At 68.7% G+C, this 15,358-nt stretch carries 13 protein-coding genes and 4 pseudogenes; 10 read left to right on the top strand and 7 right to left on the bottom strand.

From position 1 onward, the window contains the following. Nucleotides 1-208: 208 nt before the first annotated feature. Nucleotides 209-880 carry an enoyl-CoA hydratase-related protein gene (locus tag ACIRVH_RS44840; RefSeq protein WP_403966370.1) on the bottom strand — a complete coding sequence of 224 codons (672 nt, stop codon included), beginning with the start codon at nt 878-880 and terminating at the stop codon, nt 209-211. 845 nt (nt 881-1,725) lie between these two features. On the opposite strand from ACIRVH_RS44840, the gene ACIRVH_RS44835 reads away from it, so the two are divergent. Then, the gene (locus ACIRVH_RS44835; RefSeq protein WP_403966367.1) at nt 1,726-2,028 is read left to right on the top strand and encodes a hypothetical protein; all 303 of its coding nucleotides are present in this window, start codon (nt 1,726-1,728) and stop codon (nt 2,026-2,028) included. Between the two features lie 337 nt (nt 2,029-2,365). Beyond that, nucleotides 2,366-3,166, top strand: coding sequence for a hypothetical protein (locus ACIRVH_RS44830; RefSeq protein WP_403966364.1), 801 nt, complete (start codon nt 2,366-2,368; stop codon nt 3,164-3,166). A gap of 500 nt (nt 3,167-3,666) precedes the next feature. On the opposite strand, the gene ACIRVH_RS44825 is transcribed toward ACIRVH_RS44830, so the two are convergent. Next, nucleotides 3,667-3,960, bottom strand: a complete 294-nt coding sequence (locus ACIRVH_RS44825) for a hypothetical protein (protein WP_403966361.1) — start codon at nt 3,958-3,960, stop codon at nt 3,667-3,669. A gap of 549 nt (nt 3,961-4,509) precedes the next feature. Between ACIRVH_RS44825 and ACIRVH_RS44820 the strand changes: the two genes are divergently transcribed. Next, nucleotides 4,510-6,942 carry an ABC transporter substrate-binding protein gene (locus ACIRVH_RS44820; RefSeq protein ID WP_403966358.1) on the top strand — a complete coding sequence of 811 codons (2,433 nt, stop codon included), beginning with the start codon at nt 4,510-4,512 and terminating at the stop codon, nt 6,940-6,942. Nucleotides 6,943-6,949: 7 nt separating this feature from the next. On the opposite strand, the gene ACIRVH_RS44815 is transcribed toward ACIRVH_RS44820, so the two are convergent. Further along, entirely contained in the window at nt 6,950-7,147 is a 198-nt protein-coding gene (locus ACIRVH_RS44815) for a hypothetical protein (protein ID WP_403966355.1), read from the bottom strand. Between the two features lie 153 nt (nt 7,148-7,300). After that, a pseudogene (locus ACIRVH_RS44810) lies at nt 7,301-7,653 on the bottom strand (PP2C family protein-serine/threonine phosphatase); the annotation flags it as partial. Between ACIRVH_RS44810 and ACIRVH_RS44805 the strand changes: the two are divergent. The 3 genes and pseudogenes from ACIRVH_RS44805 to ACIRVH_RS44795 all read left to right on the top strand — a co-directional run. Beyond that, complete coding sequence (locus ACIRVH_RS44805) at nt 7,640-8,080, top strand: hypothetical protein (RefSeq protein WP_403966352.1); 441 nt, start codon at nt 7,640-7,642, stop codon at nt 8,078-8,080. The pseudogene ACIRVH_RS44810 and the gene ACIRVH_RS44805 sit on opposite strands and share 14 nt — an antisense overlap. A gap of 339 nt (nt 8,081-8,419) precedes the next feature. Further along, complete coding sequence (locus ACIRVH_RS44800; protein WP_403966349.1) at nt 8,420-8,623, top strand: cold-shock protein; 204 nt, start codon at nt 8,420-8,422, stop codon at nt 8,621-8,623. Then, nucleotides 8,610-8,774 (top strand): annotated as a pseudogene (locus tag ACIRVH_RS44795) (ATP-binding protein); the annotation flags it as partial. The gene ACIRVH_RS44800 and the pseudogene ACIRVH_RS44795, both read left to right, overlap by 14 nt. Nucleotides 8,775-8,822: 48 nt before the next feature. On the opposite strand, the gene ACIRVH_RS44790 reads toward ACIRVH_RS44795, so the two are convergent. Further along, on the bottom strand, nt 8,823-9,350 hold the full coding sequence (locus tag ACIRVH_RS44790; protein ID WP_403966346.1) for a DinB family protein: 528 nt from the start codon (nt 9,348-9,350) through the stop codon (nt 8,823-8,825). On the opposite strand from ACIRVH_RS44790, the gene ACIRVH_RS44785 reads away from it, so the two are divergent. The 4 genes from ACIRVH_RS44785 (at nt 9,292) to ACIRVH_RS44770 (ending at nt 13,640) form a co-directional block, all read left to right on the top strand. Beyond that, nucleotides 9,292-10,350, top strand: a complete 1,059-nt coding sequence (locus tag ACIRVH_RS44785; RefSeq protein ID WP_403966343.1) for an NB-ARC domain-containing protein — start codon at nt 9,292-9,294, stop codon at nt 10,348-10,350. The genes ACIRVH_RS44790 and ACIRVH_RS44785 overlap by 59 nt on opposite strands. A 465-nt stretch (nt 10,351-10,815) precedes the next feature. Beyond that, complete coding sequence (locus ACIRVH_RS44780; protein ID WP_403966340.1) at nt 10,816-11,367, top strand: SigE family RNA polymerase sigma factor; 552 nt, start codon at nt 10,816-10,818, stop codon at nt 11,365-11,367. Then, nucleotides 11,364-12,716 carry a PQQ-binding-like beta-propeller repeat protein gene (locus tag ACIRVH_RS44775; RefSeq protein ID WP_403966337.1) on the top strand — a complete coding sequence of 451 codons (1,353 nt, stop codon included), beginning with the start codon at nt 11,364-11,366 and terminating at the stop codon, nt 12,714-12,716. The genes ACIRVH_RS44780 and ACIRVH_RS44775 overlap by 4 nt, the downstream gene beginning before the upstream one ends. Before the next feature lie 198 nt (nt 12,717-12,914). Beyond that, nucleotides 12,915-13,640: a peptidylprolyl isomerase gene (locus tag ACIRVH_RS44770; protein WP_403966334.1), complete on the top strand. Its 726-nt coding sequence runs from the start codon at nt 12,915-12,917 to the stop codon at nt 13,638-13,640. 246 nt (nt 13,641-13,886) lie between these two features. On the opposite strand, the pseudogene tpg reads toward ACIRVH_RS44770, so the two are convergent. Continuing rightward, nucleotides 13,887-14,423, bottom strand: a pseudogene (gene tpg / locus ACIRVH_RS44765) (telomere-protecting terminal protein Tpg); the annotation flags it as partial. Between the two features lie 169 nt (nt 14,424-14,592). Beyond that, nucleotides 14,593-15,258: pseudogene (locus ACIRVH_RS44760) on the bottom strand (transposase family protein); the annotation flags it as partial. Between the last annotated feature and the right edge of the window lie 100 nt (nt 15,259-15,358).

Raw genomic sequence — 15,358 nt, 5'->3', positions numbered from 1 at the left:
CCGGTGAAGGCTGCGTCCGAGATGCTGGACCCGGCCGATGCCGCGGGGCAGCAGCTGGCCGTGGAAGACATCGTGGTGGGCGAGGACGAGGGCGGCCAGGCCAGCGATGTGGGCCGAGGCCGTTGCCGTGCCGTCGATGGCGGTGTAACCCCCTTCTGGGGTGCAGCCGGCAGTTCCGCCAGCAGCTGCTTCGCCCCCCGCTCCGGCGTCAGCCGAGGGGGTTGTTCTTCTCGCGCAGGACGGCCAGTACCGGGGCGTACATAAGGGCCTTGATGGCGCCGAGGGTGTCTCCCGCCTTACCCACCAGTGCCTGGGCGATATCGATGGCGGTTGTCTGGACCGCGCCCTCGTCCACCGCTCGATCCACGATCCCGGCGGCCTGGGCGTCGTGGCCGCCGTAGCGGCGGGCGGTGGTCATGGCTTCGTGTGCGGTCTGCGGGGCCAGCCGCGCCTGGATCAGGGCGGACATCCCCGGCGTGAAGGGGATGTTGATGTCGGCTTCCGGCAGGCACCAGAAGCCGCGGTCACCGCGCATCACGCGGAAGTCCTGGGCCAGGGAGAACATCGCGCCCGCGGCGAAGGTGTGTCCCTGCAGAGCGGCCACGGTGATCACCGGCAGGGACAGCATCCGCGCGAAGAGCTCGTGGACAGAATTGACGTAGTCCAGGTAGTGGTCGGCGTGGGCGGACAGCCAGTCCAGATCCAGGCCGTTGGAGTAGAACTTCCCCGAGGCGGCTGTCACCAGGGCGCGCGGCCCCTCGGTCTTCTCTACCTCGTCCAGGGCGCCGTTGACCGAGGCGATCCAGTCGGGGTGGAATCGGTTCTCGCCATCCCCGAGGCTGAGAACGAAGACATTCTCCTGGCGTTCAAGGGTGGGCACGGCGAATCCTTCCTCGGGGCAGAGGGCAGGCGCCCTCTTGGTTCCTACTCAACGGTAACTTATGTGGCCTTCGAAGAACGTGCAAGCCGCCTGCGGGTTCACCCGGTCGGGGCGCTCAGCGAGACCCGGCAGCGAGTCGACGACTGCACCGACGGCCAGCCCGTTACCGTCCGCGGGATCATCGAGGACTCGTAGCTCTCAGCCCACCGCGCGGCTTCAAGCTGATGCATTGCCCGTTTGGCGCGTATCTGAGTCGTATCCCTCGGGCAAGAACACGGGCCAACGTCCCTCGGTCGCCACCGTCTACCGCATCCTCGCCGAAGCCGACGAGCCCGGCGGCACGGTCTGAGCCCGGACATGCGAAAGCCGGAGCCCGATCGACTACGAACACGACTACTGGGCCGGCCTCACCCAGGAGCCGGCTGTATGGGAAGGTCTCCACGAAACGAGGGGATTGACAGCGCCAGGCTTCACCTTCTGCCTCGAAGGGGGCGAAGGTGTCCGGAAGGTGCTTCAGCTCCAGGAAGGCCCGGAACACCAAGGACGTGGGGGTCCACGTCTCATCGGTCAGGTAGTCGAAGGTCGAGCCGGTCTGCATGTGCGCCGACAGCGCCACCCGCTCCAACTGCCGGCTGCCGCCCGCATCGGGCTTCACCTGCCGGGGGGATGACGTGCTCCGGCAGATCGACGGCCCGGTGGACGGTGATCACGCAACCGTGCCGTTCCACCATGACGCCCGGCTTTGGTGATCGGCGCGCTGAAGACACGCAGGGTACCTGCCTACATCGAAGCCGCTCGAGTGCTTGACGGACCCCGCTCCGTCATCAACCGCATCGTCCTCGTCGATGCCGACCACACGGTTGTACATCACGGTCTTCCCGTACGGCAGGAGTCTCTACCTCGGCTGGATCATGCAGCGGACCTACCGTGGAAAGAGGGCGCTGATCCGCCTCATCACCCAAGCCACGCACGGTATGGGCGTGGTGGGCTCGACCACGCCCGAGCAACGCGCGCGCAACGGCGCCGTGCGCTACGACACGCCGCTCAGGCCGCCTGCCGTGAAGGCATGGACGCCCTCGCTGCCGGAAGGCACGTCCCCATGGAATTCCGCTTCCCGCAGGGCTTGCCTTCCTGGCTGGGGGCTTTGATGCGGATGTTGCCCTGACGGGATCGGCATAAGTGCACCACCAGCCATCGCACCGCCGACGCGAGGCACTCGCCGTAGAGCACTTCGCGTTCTGCCCGGACTAGCCGGGCGACGACCCGCAGGACCTTCCGGACTACGCCAAGTGGCTTGTCGGCGCGCGTACTTGGTCCTTCCGCTGGGACTGAGCGGGGCTGCACCAGGCCAGGAACCGTAGGTGCCGTACGGGCGTCTCTGCCGCCGCAAGTGGAGAGCAGCGTCCGGCACCAACGACATGGGGGGCATCCGCGATGGCCCGAAAGACCCGAAGAACCTGGAAGACCTGGAGATCCTGGAGAGCGGTGACCACCGCTCTCGCCATCCTGATCGGCCTGACCGCCGCCGGGGCGTCATCCGCCTCCGCCGATCCGGGCGGACCGGTCGCGCCCAGCCTGGACCAGCACTGCGCCGTGCAGAACAGCGGCAGCGGTCCCATGACGATCGCGATACCCGTCGACCGGATCACCCTCAACGTCGAATCCGTCGGTTACGCGCCCGCCAACTCCACCATCACCGCCTTCTACACCATCAGCGGCAGCACCAAGACCGGCACCGCCACCGGTGCGTTCGACACCGCCAGGAAGAACGCCACGTTCAACTTCTCGATGTCCAACCCGCCACCGGGCACGACACTGACCGTCACCTACCAGGTGTGGTGGCACGACGTCGGCGTCTACTACAGCAACTTCGTGAGCGCTCCGCTGGCTCCGTGCACCCTGGACAACACCACCTACGTCGACGCCTCGACGTGGAACGACTACGTAACCGTGGCCGGCGTCTCCCAGCGGTGCGAGACCGTCGACATCGGCGTCGGCGGCAGGCACGCCTATATCCGCGAGGACATCGTGACGGTGAACGTCGCGCACGGTTCTTCCTACTGGCCCTCGTGGTACGCGGGCCGGTCAGTCTGGGTCGACTACTGGATCGTCGGCCAGAAGACCTACGCCTCGGGAGCGTCCGGCGTCTTCGACTCCGACGGCAAGGCTACGCTGTCGTTCGTGATCACCGCTCCGACCACCGGCGCTGAACTCGACGTGCTGGCAAGCGGCCAAGCGGGCTCGCGCACCTTCCCCGTCCACTCCTGGGCCACCATTGCCTGCTGAGGGTGCGAAATGCCCTGGAGAGCGCTGAAGGCACTCGTCGCGGGTCTGGCCGTCCTGATCGGCCTGACCGCCGTCGGCGCATCGCCCGCCTACGCCGGTCTGGGCGGTCCGGGCGAGGAGGCGTCGTGCGGCCGGGGGGGGGCATGTTGGTGGTCCTTCGGGCTTGGAGGGTGCAGGTGTCGGGTGCGCGAGCGGGGTGGGGCGTGCAGCAGTCCCGGCCCTTGGGTTGCGGGCAGCGGATCTGACAGTGCCGAAGCGTGGGGGAGTGGGGGTTAGCCGTGCAAGCCCCGGCAGCGGAGCCCAAGTTGCCGACGGAGCGAACCACATTCAAGACCGGTGACCCGCTGTTCTTCTGCCCATGGCGGCTTGAATCGCGGCCGCTACACCGTCATGGGGGCTAGCCGTGCAACACCGCCTCGTCGGCTGGACCGTGGGCCCCGGCACCGGGGTGCGGGGCCTGCGGGGACCAGTAGCGCTGGGCGGTGGCGTACCGCCCGCAGTCATGGCTGACCCAGCTGGGCAAAGCGGCCAGGTCGGCGGTCGCGGCGAATGCCCGGGCCTTCAGCGACGGCGGGGACGCCGTCCTGGATGCGGCGGGCGACTTCGGCGAGCTGGGCGACGATCGCGGAGCGGTACAGCCCGCCGCCCTTGGAGGCGCCGGCCATCGTGAAGAAGGCGGTCACCTCCTCCAATGCGGCAGTGGTATCGGCGTCGAAACCCTTGGTGGCGCGGCTGAGCCGACGGGCCGTGCCGCCCAGCATCCGCTCGGCGGCCAGGTTCAGCGGTGCGGCCAAGGCCGGATCGCCTGCGCCGTCTTCTTCCTCGACTTTTCCTCAACACCGCGGTCCCGCCCCGTAGGGATCGTCGCCCGTACCGCCCTCCTCGTCGATACGGTCGGCAGGGCGGACTCGCTACTCACAGTGCGTCAGCGGATGGATCAGCCGGAACCCACTCAAGTGACGCACCGCTGTCAACGTGCAGACGTCCCGCATCCCGGTGCTGACAACTGACGGCCTCGAATCGATCCGAATCACTCATTAGGTCTCAGTGGCGGATAAGTAGTCATTTCAAGGCCACCACTCATGGCATGTTGACCTCCCTACTTCACCGGGAGGAAATGCGTGCACGACTCGCCCAGGCATGACTCGGCACCGCGCTACCCCAGGTGGTCGGACCGTCTGATACGCCAGCTCGACACCTTCGCGGCCACAAGGTCCAAGGCCCAAAGGGTGCCGGCCCTGGTACTCACCAGGCAGGACGGCGGAGATGCCCGCTCGCCCGGCTTCATGATCCGAGAGTACGAGCACCGGTTGTCGCGAGGCCGCGGGACCTCGCATTTTCAGGTGCCACACGCGGTTGTCGACGACGCCGAGCTGACCGGCGGCTTCCTCACCGCAATCGACCGAGTGGCGCTGCGGTTCCAGCTCACCTTGCCTTCGGGGCGTCTACGGTTGCCGGCCTTCCACACCTGCCGCGCCGTGCTGGAATCGGAGCGTGGCACGGGAGATCTCCAGGCCCAGCAGCAGCCGATCGTCGATGGCCTGTACACGGCACTGCTGACAAGGCGGAAAACGCTGCGCGCCGGCGCTCGCGTCGCGGACTTCCTGGGTCAGCATCTCCTGACCGGCTGGCTCCAAGGGCTCGTTGCTGCCGTGATCGTCGGCTTTCCCAAGCTGTGTTACCGGTTCTATCTGCGGCACTGGGGCTTGGGCTGGGTCGCGGACGAGAGCAACGCGACCTGTTTCCTGGACGCCGCGCTCGCCTTCTGCCGGGACGGGGAATTGGACCGGGAGGACCCACGCGTGCGGCGCATCCTGCTGCGCGCGCTCCTCAACGACCTGCGCACGGCAACCCGGGGCAGAACCTGGCTGAGTCACCTGTGGGCCCGGCGTCGGTGGTCCTTCGTCATCCTCATCCCGGAGATCGACAACGTGGACGGCCCCGGTCGGGCGTTCCTCGGCACGTTCGAGGAACTGGCCGGCGATCATCCGTCCAGGCCGCTGCTCGTCCTAGCCGCCTGCGCAGGACCGCCCCCGGACTATGCCGCCCCGCTCGGCGCCGACTCCGACCGGCCGAACGGCATCGCCGACAAGGTCTTCACGTTCCTCAACGAGGGCAGCGCCGAACCCGTACGCCTCGTTGCGCTGCCGGCCGAGGACGACACGGAGGGCACGGCGAAGAACAAGATCGAGAAGGATCCGGGGGTCATGGCCCGAAGGAACCACTCTCTCGACTGGCTGCGTCCGGCAGTCCTGCCCGTCCTGGCTGTGGCGACCGCCAGCGTCCTCCTTGCCCCGCATTACCTCTGGCCTGCTCCTCCTCCTGCGCTGCCCTCGTGCGTGACGGTCAAGACCGGTGAGCGGGTGGGCATTACCGACGGCAAGCAATGCGATCTTGCCGTGCCGGGACACCGGGGGGAGGAGCTCCGGGACCTGGAACGCCAGGTCGCCGAGGAGAACGCCCAGATTCCCGACGGGCGTTACCGCACCCTCGTGTTCCTCGCGCCCCTGAGCCTGCAGAACGGGGTGTACGACGACCCCCCGATCGGACTGCAAATCCTGCGCGGCGCGATCGCCCAGCAGCACAAGCTCAACACGGGGGTCCGCCAGAACAAGATGCCGATCCGCCTGCTCATCGCGAACACCGGCCAGTACTTCCAGTACGGTGCGCGCAGCACCGCGGCGCCGAAGGACCCGGACGTCGCACAGATGATCATCACCCGTCAGCGCGAGGATCGCATCGCAGCGGTCGTCGGCATCACCCAGAGCCGTCCCGAGTCGCTCAACGCGGTCCAGGAGCTGGACCAGGCCGGAATCCCGGTCATCGCGAACGGTGTGTCCGGCAGCAACATGGTCGGACCCGACTCACCTCAGCGATATTTCCAGATCTCGGCGCCCGACACGCGAGTGGGGTCGATCCTCGCCGACTTCATCCGGCGCTCGCCCGCAGTCCACGACCTCACCAGCGGCACACCGCACGCCGTTGTCGTGTACGACCCGACCGACATGTACTTCAGTACGGACCTGAAGAACGTCGTCGTGGGCGCCTACCGCAAGCACGGCGACGTCGACGAGGTCACCTACAGTGAGAAGCCGGGAGCGACCACACCGGACACCATCGCGACCGAGGTGTGCGACAAGGTCGCCGCGACCCACGGCATCGTCGTCTATCTGGGCCGGTCCGGAGTGCTTCCCAGCCTCCTCAACGCGATGCAGAGTGCCGGCGGTCAGTGCCAGCCGCCGGAGGGCACGACCATCCCCCTGATCTCCGAAAGCGCCCCCATCGACTTCCAGCTCCATCCCGCACAGACAGCGCGCGCCTACCCGTACATGACGCTCTTCTACGAGACGGCGAACGCTCCCACGCAGGACTCGCGGGATCCCTACGCGCAGTTCACCCGGGACTTCGCTACCGTCTTCGGCAGCCGCAGCGGCGACGCGGACGCCGCGGGCGGCTTCGACACCGTGGGCATCGTCAGCAAGGTCATCGAGAGCCTTCTGCCGGCTTCCCACGACGTCCAGCCCAACGACATCTATCTGTGGCTCACCGCCCACGGTGTGTCCCAGTACCCCGGCGCTTCCGGCGTGCTGCAGCTGGACGGCAAGAACAAGTACCCGCCCGACAAGGCAGTCTTCATCCGTGAGATCTCCCAGCCGAGCGGTGCCACGGCCACACTGCTCAGCTGCGGGATACTGCCCGACCGGCAGAATCCCGCCAAGTGGGGAACCGAGCCCGACACCTTTCCCTGCCCCCGGGGCGGCGCTGCCTCCGGCTGAGAGCGAGTTACTGAACGAAGCGCCAATGGACGATCTTAGGGTCGCGTTCGGCGAGCATCGCTACGAGGGCGTGGAAGTCCTCGACCAGGCCGAGGGCGGCGCCCTCGTCGCCGATGAAGCCCGCCAGCGTGGCAACGCCGTCCTCCCTCGACGACATCGCCGCCCAGGTGAAGACCGCCCGTCTCCTGCGCACTGCCGTGATCACGGTGGGCCGCACGCTGGGGCGCCGAGCAGTTCAGGGACGGCAACTTGTACCCGCCGGAGCACGAGCGGCACGTGTGTTGAAGCAGCCCACGCGACAATCACGTCGGCCACGGCACAGGACGCCGATCGCCTCAGACCTTGCTGCAGCAGGGCACTAAAGGCGGGCGACGATCAAGGCGATGTCATCGTGTCCGCCGCCGCTGACGCCAAGGCGGGACAGCAGGACGTCGGCCAGGTGGCCCGGGCTGAGCCGGGGATTGTCGGCGAGGGAGTTTAGGCGGTTCAGGCCGAGGTCGATGTCCTCGTCGCGTCGTTCGATGAGCCCGTCGGTGTAGAGGACGAGGGTGTCGCCGGGTGTGTAGGGCAGGGCGGCCTGGGGCGCGGGACGTGACGGGGGAGGGCTCCCAGCGGCTGGTCGGTGGCCTGGTCGAGCGGTACGAAGGTGCCGTCAGGGTGGACCAGGACGGGTGAGGGGCCAGCGCTGCTGTAGGTGATGAGCCGGCAGCGGGAGGGCACGACGTCGAGCGGCGAGAACAACGAAGATGACGAGCACGACAGCACCCCGGCGCGCGGCAAGGTCGGCATCGACGTGGACCTCAGGGCGCTCACCGTGCAGGTCGGCGACGAGACCCACGAGAACCGCTTCGCGGCCGTCCACGGCACGACGTACGACGGACGTACCTACACCGTGTACGCCAGCGCCTCGCCGGCAGACGAACAGGCCACGCTGGACCAGGCCACCCGCGCGATACTGATCGGTCTGCCGTGCCTGCTCGCGGTCGTGGCGGGGGTGACCTGGCTGGTCACGCGGCGGGCGCTCAAGCCGGTGGAGGGCATCCGGGCGGAGATGGCGGAGATCACGGGCATCGGGGATCCACTGGACGAACCGGCGTCCGCAGGCCAGGCAGCGCCTCGGCTGTGCAGCACTCGGTGAGGAGGAAGCTGGACTCGACGGCTTCCGCGTAGTGGCGGTGCCACCAGCGTTTTGCCGGGGCGCACGCCGGCGAGCAGAACCTGGCGTCACTGCGGGCGGTCGCCTTCAGCGGCTCGCGGCAACGCCTGCACTGGCACACGACAGGGCTGGCAGCGTTTCGGCCTGCGGTATCGCAGCAGAGGGATTAGCGTAATCCACAGAGCAGTCGTGGTTCCGAAGTCGTTCGCCCGCGGTCACCTTGCCTGCGGGCGCTTTGCTGTGCAGCCCTCTCCGGACCAGGGCGATTACCTCCGGACCCGCAGCACCGTGCGGGCCCGAACCCCTTCGGAGGAGACAGGCATGGCCAAGGGCACTGTGAAGTGGTTCAACGCGGAGAAGGGATTCGGCTTCATCGAGCAGGAGGGCGGCGGCCCGGACGTCTTCGCCCACCACTCCAACATCGCCGCTCAGGGCTACCGCGAACTGCGCGAGGGCCAGCACGTGGAGTTCGACGTCACCCAAGGCCAGAAGGGCCCTCAAGCGGAGAACATCCGCGTCATCTGACGCCGGGTGGACGAAGACCTTCACCGACCCCCGGCTCTGCGCGGCGATCGTCGACCGGCTCACCTTCAGCGGCGCCATCATCCAGACCGGCACCGAGTCCTACCGCCTCGCCCACACCAAGGCCCTGGCCGAGCAGACCGTCGTCGGCTGAGAGCCGGAGCGGGTGCTTGCGCGGTAGTTGCGACCGCGCAAGCACATCTCATGTGCCGGTGACTCCGTCGATCTGCTCGCGAATGAGATCAGCATGACCGTTGTGACGTGCGTATTCCTCGATCATGTGCACCATGATCCAGCGCAGGGAGACCCCCTCATCGCCGACGAAACCCGCTTCCTGTTCGGACAGGCGACCGGAATCGTCCAGTGACGCGTCAGCGATCAGCTCTCGGCCTCGGGCGACCTCGGCCTGCCAGGCAGCCGTCGCCTCGTCGAGCCCCCGGTCCGGCCGGAGCGCATAGCCGTCAACGTTGCTCTTCCCGAAGACTGGCGGCATATCGTGACCTGCGAATACACGCTGGAACCAGTTGCGTTCCACCTCAGCCACGTGCTGAACGAGACCGAGCAGCGTCATCGACGAGGGTGACACTGCAGCAAGCCGTAATTGATCATCCTTGAGGCCCGAACACTTCAGGGCAAGAGTTGCACGGTGAAAGTCCAGCCATGCCTCCAGCATGGCCCGCTCGTCAGCATGCGGGGGTGGGATAGGCCGTCCATCCGGTGTCGTATTCATCGGCACACCATGGCAGCAACAGCTGTCGCCCACGACCACCTTCGCTGGCGACGAACACGCACCCCTTCCCCGCCCAGGGCGAGCCAGTGACGTCGCACTGGTTGGTGACCATGCCACCGTCCACATCCCCCCGGCCCGAGCCCGTCCCGGCGCCGTTCCTCGCCCCTCTGAGCTGGTCGGGCGGGACGAGTTCCGCGCCCGGATCGGAGGGGCGCTCCAGCTCGGGTCGGTCGCCCTGTACGGACTGCCTGGCGTCGGCAAGACCGCGCTCGCCTTGGACCTCGCCTACGACGACGATGTGCGCGCCCGCTTCTCGGACGGCGTGCTGTGGGCAGGCCTGGGCTCACGAGCCGGAACCACCGATGTCGTACGGCACTTGGCACTGTGGGGAGAACATGTCGGACTCGGCCTCCAGGAGCTAACCGCCCCAGACCTGGTCGGCTGGTCTGAGGCGCTGCACCGCCGGATCGGCGGCAGACGGCTGCTTATCGTCATCGACGACGCCTGGAACCCGGACGACGCGCTCGCCCTCCAGTTCGGCGGCCCCGGCTGCGCCCAGCTGATGACGACCCGCTTTCCTGCGGTGGCACTGGAGTTCGGCGGAGCGGCGCTGCGTGTCGGGGAGCTCGCGCACCGACCCGGCAGTGGCCCAACTCGCCGCCGCGTACCGCCCCCCCCGCACAGGACCGCGTGGTCGGCCCGGCGTGAGCGCAGGAGCGCGGCCGTGCGGCCGGGGAGCGCGCCCAGGGGCGGGCGGGGACCGTGCCCGTCCTCGCGGCACCGCCCCGTCCACTCGCCGAGCCGGTCCGCACCCCACCCGCCTACCACTCAGCAGGGCGACCTCGAGACGGCGGCCCGCCGCACCGCCAACGCCCCCTGGCATCGGCCAATCAGCCCGATGCGGGCCCTGGCCGTCGCTCGCCCCGGCAGCGTACAGGGGACGACGCGACCGTCCGCAGCCATGTCCGCCGGCCTTGGGACTGGTGGGCTCGCACGTTGAGGTGTCGCGTCTTCGCGAGCCGCTCGACGCGCCTGGCATGGTGAGTGATCACGTGAGGGTCTGGCGACCTCCAACGGCAAACTGTCTCGGACATCGGCCCGCGCCTCGTCCTGTGCCTCAACGATGTCGTGTTCGCCTCGGCCGTCACATCGTCCTGACCGGCCTCCGTCCGACCCGCCGTCGATCGGATCCCGAGGACACCCTCATCGTTGGCGACATGACGGAAACGGCGAGCGGACAGCCCGCAGCCCCCTGACGCCGACCGCTGGTTCGCCCACCCGGCCCACCCGAGGTGGTGCCGCCTTGTTTTGTCCGCGAGAGGTTCTGGTGAACTGGGCCGGCCTCACGGCCGGCGGTGGCCCAAGGGCTGTGGCCGGCTTGGTAGGAACGCACAGTCTCGCCCAGTTGAGGGATAGCCACGAGGGGCTCACCGCGTCGTGGGGGTCGTGAAGAAGGGGAGGGTCGATGGAGGCCTTGAGCCACGATGAATTCCACGAGTTCGTAGCGATGCGCTCCACCGTGCTGCTGCGGCTCGCGGTGCTGCTCACCGGCGGGGACCGGCACGCTGCGGAGGATCTGCTGCAGATCGCGCTGATGAAGGCCTATGGGCGTTGGGCTCACATCGAACAGCCCGAGGCGTATGTCCGCCAGATCCTGTACCGCCAGCAGGTCAACCGCTGGCGGCTGCGCAGACACCACGCCGAGACCACGGTGGGGGTCCTGCCCGAGTCCGGCGGACCGGCGGGCGCCGGGGCGGACCCGGAGCTGCGGATCGCGTTGTGGGCGGCGCTGGGCCGTCTGTCGAAGCGCCAGCGCGCCGTGGTCGTACTGCGCTACTTCGAGGATCTGCCCGAGGCCGAGGTCGCGGCGCTCCTGGGCATCCCGGTGGGCACGGTGCGCAGCACGGCGCACCGGTCACTCGCGAAGCTCCGGTCGCTCGTACCGGAGCTTGAGCCCGACAGGCCTGCTCAACAGCTGCGGCCGCTCAGTTACACGGCGAAGGAGAACCAGGGATGACGACAGAGCGGGTGGAGGAGAAGGTCCGGGAGACGCTGCACGCGGTCGCCCTTGACCGGGTGCTCGCGCCAAGGGACCTGGCGCAGCAGGTGGTACGGCGGCGCAGCCGGCGTCGTTTCTCACAGGCCGCGGGGGCTGCGGTGGCCGTCGTCGCGATCGCTGCGGGGGCGATGCTCGGCCCGTGGGGCGGCGGTGCGGCCGAACAGGGCCGGCCTGTGCGGCCGGCGGCGTCGCCGCAGGGCTGGCACCCGTGGCAGAGCGGCGTGGCAGGCGTCAGCGAGCGGGGCTGTCTGGCGGACGGTTCCGCACTGTACTGCAGCGGGTCGGAGTATGACGTTGCGAAGGTGGACGCCAACACCGGCGAGCGGCTGTGGACCGTCAAGGTCAACGGCGAAGGCGACGGGAACGACCACCCCTTCGCCGTGCGCGACGGCGTGGTCTACGCCTACCGCAACCACACGGCGAAGCACCTGCCCAACGGGGACTACGCCGGCGGCACCGATCTGATGGCAGTCGATGCCGCCACAGGCCGGCGGCTGTGGTCGGTCGAGATGCCGCAGGACGACCGCACCGGCCAGGCGGCCATGCTCATCGACGGCGCGGTATGGGCGAACACCCCGTCCCTGCGGACGATGTCGGCCCTCGACCCGCGGACCGGTCAGACGAAGTGGCGCCACACCTGGGCCAAGGGCGAGGTGTGCCAGCGGGCCGTGCTGAGCGGTGTGCCCTACCTCCTGTGCACCCAGGACAGCGAGGAAGTGCACGACACCGACGTCTTCCGTCTCGACCCCGCCACCGGCAAGGCCCACAAGGTCACGACTCTTCCCGGCAGGCAGCAGCTCTTCGGGACCTCCAACGACCGGATGGTCCTGGCCGGAGCCGCGGACACGGCAGGCGACGACTTCCAGCTGTCCGCCTTCAGCAGTTCCGGGACGCGGACGTCACTGCCCGACCAGGTCAAGGGGCACATCGCCAACTGGGCCGTCGCCGGTGATCGCCTGATCTCCGTGTCCTGGAAAGGCCAGGCCTCCGCCTACTCGCTGACCACCGGAAAGACGCTGTGGGCCGGCCCGGTGGGCGTCACGATGCCCGGCAAGGACACCATGGCATCTCTCGCGTCCCCCGTGGTGTCGACGAGGCAGGCCACCGTGTACTTCTTCAACCCGGCCGGAGACCTGTCCGGCCTCGACCTGCGCACCGGCAAGCAGATCTGGCACGCGCACATCGACACCGGCAAACCGCAGCCCGGCGGCCTCTCGGACACGCCCCAACTCCTGCTGTACCAGGACGTGCTGATCGCCAGGAACGGCAGCAAGATCTTCTCCCTCCTCCCACCGACCGGCCACTGACGCGAGCGACGACAGGCCGGGGCGGTCCTTGCGCCCCGGCCTGTCGTCCCGATCCAGGCGCCCAGAGGAACCTCTCGTGGTCACCACCACCCCCCTCACGATGGCCCGATGTGGCTTGCGGGCGGGTTCTCGCCCGCCAGGCCGCGCTCTAGACTGCGACCGCTCCGAAATCTGACGATCTTTTGGAGGGTGTGCAGGATGAACCGAGCTCTCATGACCGCATTGGCGGCGGCAGCGTTAGTCGTGTCCGGGGGCAGCACCACCGCCTCCGCTTACGATGCCCCGCCGCGAACCACGCACGGTCCCTGCCAGTACACCCAGACCCCGGACGAGCCGGCGGCGCGGCCGGTACCCCTGCCGCCCGATCCACGACGCACCCCCAGTCACGGCACGATCGATGTGGCTGTCCGGACCAGCCAGGGCCCGCTCCCGCTGCGTCTGGACCGGGCGAAGGCGCCGTGCACGGTCCAGAGCTTCGTGCATCTGGCGCAGCACCGGTTCTACAACCGTACGGTGTGCCATCGGCTGACGGCGTACCCGACGCTGAAGGTCCTGCAGTGCGGCGACCCGACCAGCACCGGCGAAGGCGGGCCGGGGTACAAGTACAAGGACGAGCTGCCGGTGGACCTGCCGCCGGCACCGAGCGATCCTACCGGCGCCCGTCGCCTTTACGGGCGCGGCTTGCTGGCGATGGCCAACGCCGGGCCGAACACGAACGGTTCGCAATTCTTCGTCGTCTACGGCGACTCCGCGCTGCGACCGAACTACACGGTGTTCGGCACGGTCGGTGCCGCCGGCCTGGAGACGCTCGACAAGATCGCTGCTGGCGGTATCGAACCAACTGCGCAGGACCCGGCGCCCGTCGACGGCACGCCCGTGCTGCGCACCGAGCTGCTCACCGTCCGGCCGTCCTGCCGACCTTGACGAATCGTGGCGCGGTCAGCGCGGCCGCGCCACGGCGATGCCGGTCACGGCGATGACGGTGCCGTCGGCGTAGGGCAACGGGCCGCGCGGAGGATGCAGCGTTCGCGAACCGCTACGTCCCCTGACCAGCCCATCGCCAGGAAAGAACCGCTATGGGAGACCGCGGAACTGCGCATCAGCAGAGCGACCACAACGGGCAGCGGCCGTCGGCGCCCCCGTGCCTGTCCTGTCTGGCCCCCTGACCGGCTACAGCTCGAACTCGAGGTCGAGGAGGTCGGTGAGTTCGACTTCGAGGCCGTGGGCGCGGCGGCCGTTGTCGCGGAAGTAGACCTCGCCCAGGGCTTCGGCGGCGATCTGACGGAGCTGGTCCTCGGTGAGGCCGGCCTCCCGGGCCTGGAAGAGGCGTGCGGCGTGGCCGGGTGGCAGGGCGAGGGTGAGGTGGCGTAGGCGGGCGTCGTCGGTGCTGCCGCGGGCGGCGGTGTAGCCGAACCGGGCCTGGACATCGATCATGATGCCGACGGTGGTGGCCGCGGTCTGCTTCGGCTTGGCCCTGACCTGCGGCTGCCAGCGTGTGCGGACCTCACGCTGCAGGCGGTCGGCGAGTTCCGGACGCGACTTTTTGATCTGGTTCTTCACGTAGCGTTCGACGGTGCGCTGGCTGACGCCGAGCAGCTCGGCCACGCGCCTAGTGCTGCGCCGGTGCTGCCTGACCAGGTAGCGCATCTGCGCTCCGGCGGTCTTCGGGATCGGGCGCGTGATCGCGCCCTCGACGGCTTTGTCGAGGCTTCGCCGATCGTGGCCGTCGCCGTAACTGCCCTACTCTCCGGTGTCCTTGGCGGTGACCTTGCCGGTCTGATGGAGCGGGCGAGGTGGGCGTCGTGGCTGTCACCGGCGAGCTGTTCGAGGACGTCGGCGCCCCACAGCACGCTCTGGGCGCCCTCGTGCTTGACCCCGCTGCTGCAATTGACGTCATTCGATTCGGGCTGCACCGCGCTTTGCGGAAGATCCGCCAGGACTTCAGTCGTGCGACTCCACGCTCGACCGGGGCCCGCGCCCTCGACAGGGCCCGGTTGGTGGTCTGTTGGGTGAGCGTCAGCTCGCCTCCCGCAGGCCGTCTGGCCGGTGTGGTCACCCACGCGCCGGCACCGCTGTAAGCGCGATCGGCCAGGATCGGCACCCCCTGACGTTCGCAGATCCTGATGATGCGGTGGGCGCGAGCCGCGGTGAGGTCGTGGCAGTGCCCCGGCAGGGCCGGGGAGAGCCACAACACCTCGCTCTGGGGGTCGGTGACCACCTGCACGTTCACCCCGTGCCGGCGGTGCTTGGCCGAGTAGTCGGCCCGGCCCTCACCGAGGCGGTCGCACTCGGCCAGGGTGCCATCCAGCAGGACGAACTCGGGATCCTCCTCGCGCAGTGCGCGCAGCAGACCGGGGGCACGGGCGGCCAGCAGATCGATGACCGCGCTGGTGTAGGCATGTGCGGTGCCGACCGAGATGCCGAAACCGGCGGCGATCTGCGCGAAGGGCTCGTGCTTGCGCAGGTACACCAGAGCGACCAGGGCACGCTGGTGCGGTGGGAGCTTGCAGCGGCGGTCACCCTCGCGGGTGACGATGAGCATGGTGACCCTTAAGAATGCTGGTGGTCCGGGAGGACTGGGTGTGGCTGATGGTGACCTGCCGTTTGATGGCTCGGAGTGAGTGGCCGCCTGGTCCTTCGGG

Source organism: Streptomyces sp. NPDC101165 (assembly GCF_044768135.1).
Lineage (GTDB): Bacteria > Actinomycetota > Actinomycetes > Streptomycetales > Streptomycetaceae > Streptomyces.
Note: the sequence above shows the minus strand (reverse complement) of the source record. Positions and strands in the feature narration are given on the sequence as shown.

Coding starts and splice junctions, on each gene's coding strand:
- ACIRVH_RS44770 (WP_403966334.1), top strand. CDS start 12,915: ATGAACCGAGCTCTCATGACCGCATTGGCGGCGGCAGCGTTAGTCGTG.
- ACIRVH_RS44835 (WP_403966367.1), top strand. CDS start 1,726: ATGCCGACCACACGGTTGTACATCACGGTCTTCCCGTACGGCAGGAGT.
- ACIRVH_RS44775 (WP_403966337.1), top strand. CDS start 11,364: ATGACGACAGAGCGGGTGGAGGAGAAGGTCCGGGAGACGCTGCACGCG.
- ACIRVH_RS44790 (WP_403966346.1), bottom strand. CDS start 9,350: ATGAATACGACACCGGATGGACGGCCTATCCCACCCCCGCATGCTGAC.
- ACIRVH_RS44780 (WP_403966340.1), top strand. CDS start 10,816: ATGGAGGCCTTGAGCCACGATGAATTCCACGAGTTCGTAGCGATGCGC.
- ACIRVH_RS44805 (WP_403966352.1), top strand. CDS start 7,640: ATGAGCCGGCAGCGGGAGGGCACGACGTCGAGCGGCGAGAACAACGAA.
- ACIRVH_RS44800 (WP_403966349.1), top strand. CDS start 8,420: ATGGCCAAGGGCACTGTGAAGTGGTTCAACGCGGAGAAGGGATTCGGC.
- ACIRVH_RS44785 (WP_403966343.1), top strand. CDS start 9,292: ATGGCCCGCTCGTCAGCATGCGGGGGTGGGATAGGCCGTCCATCCGGT.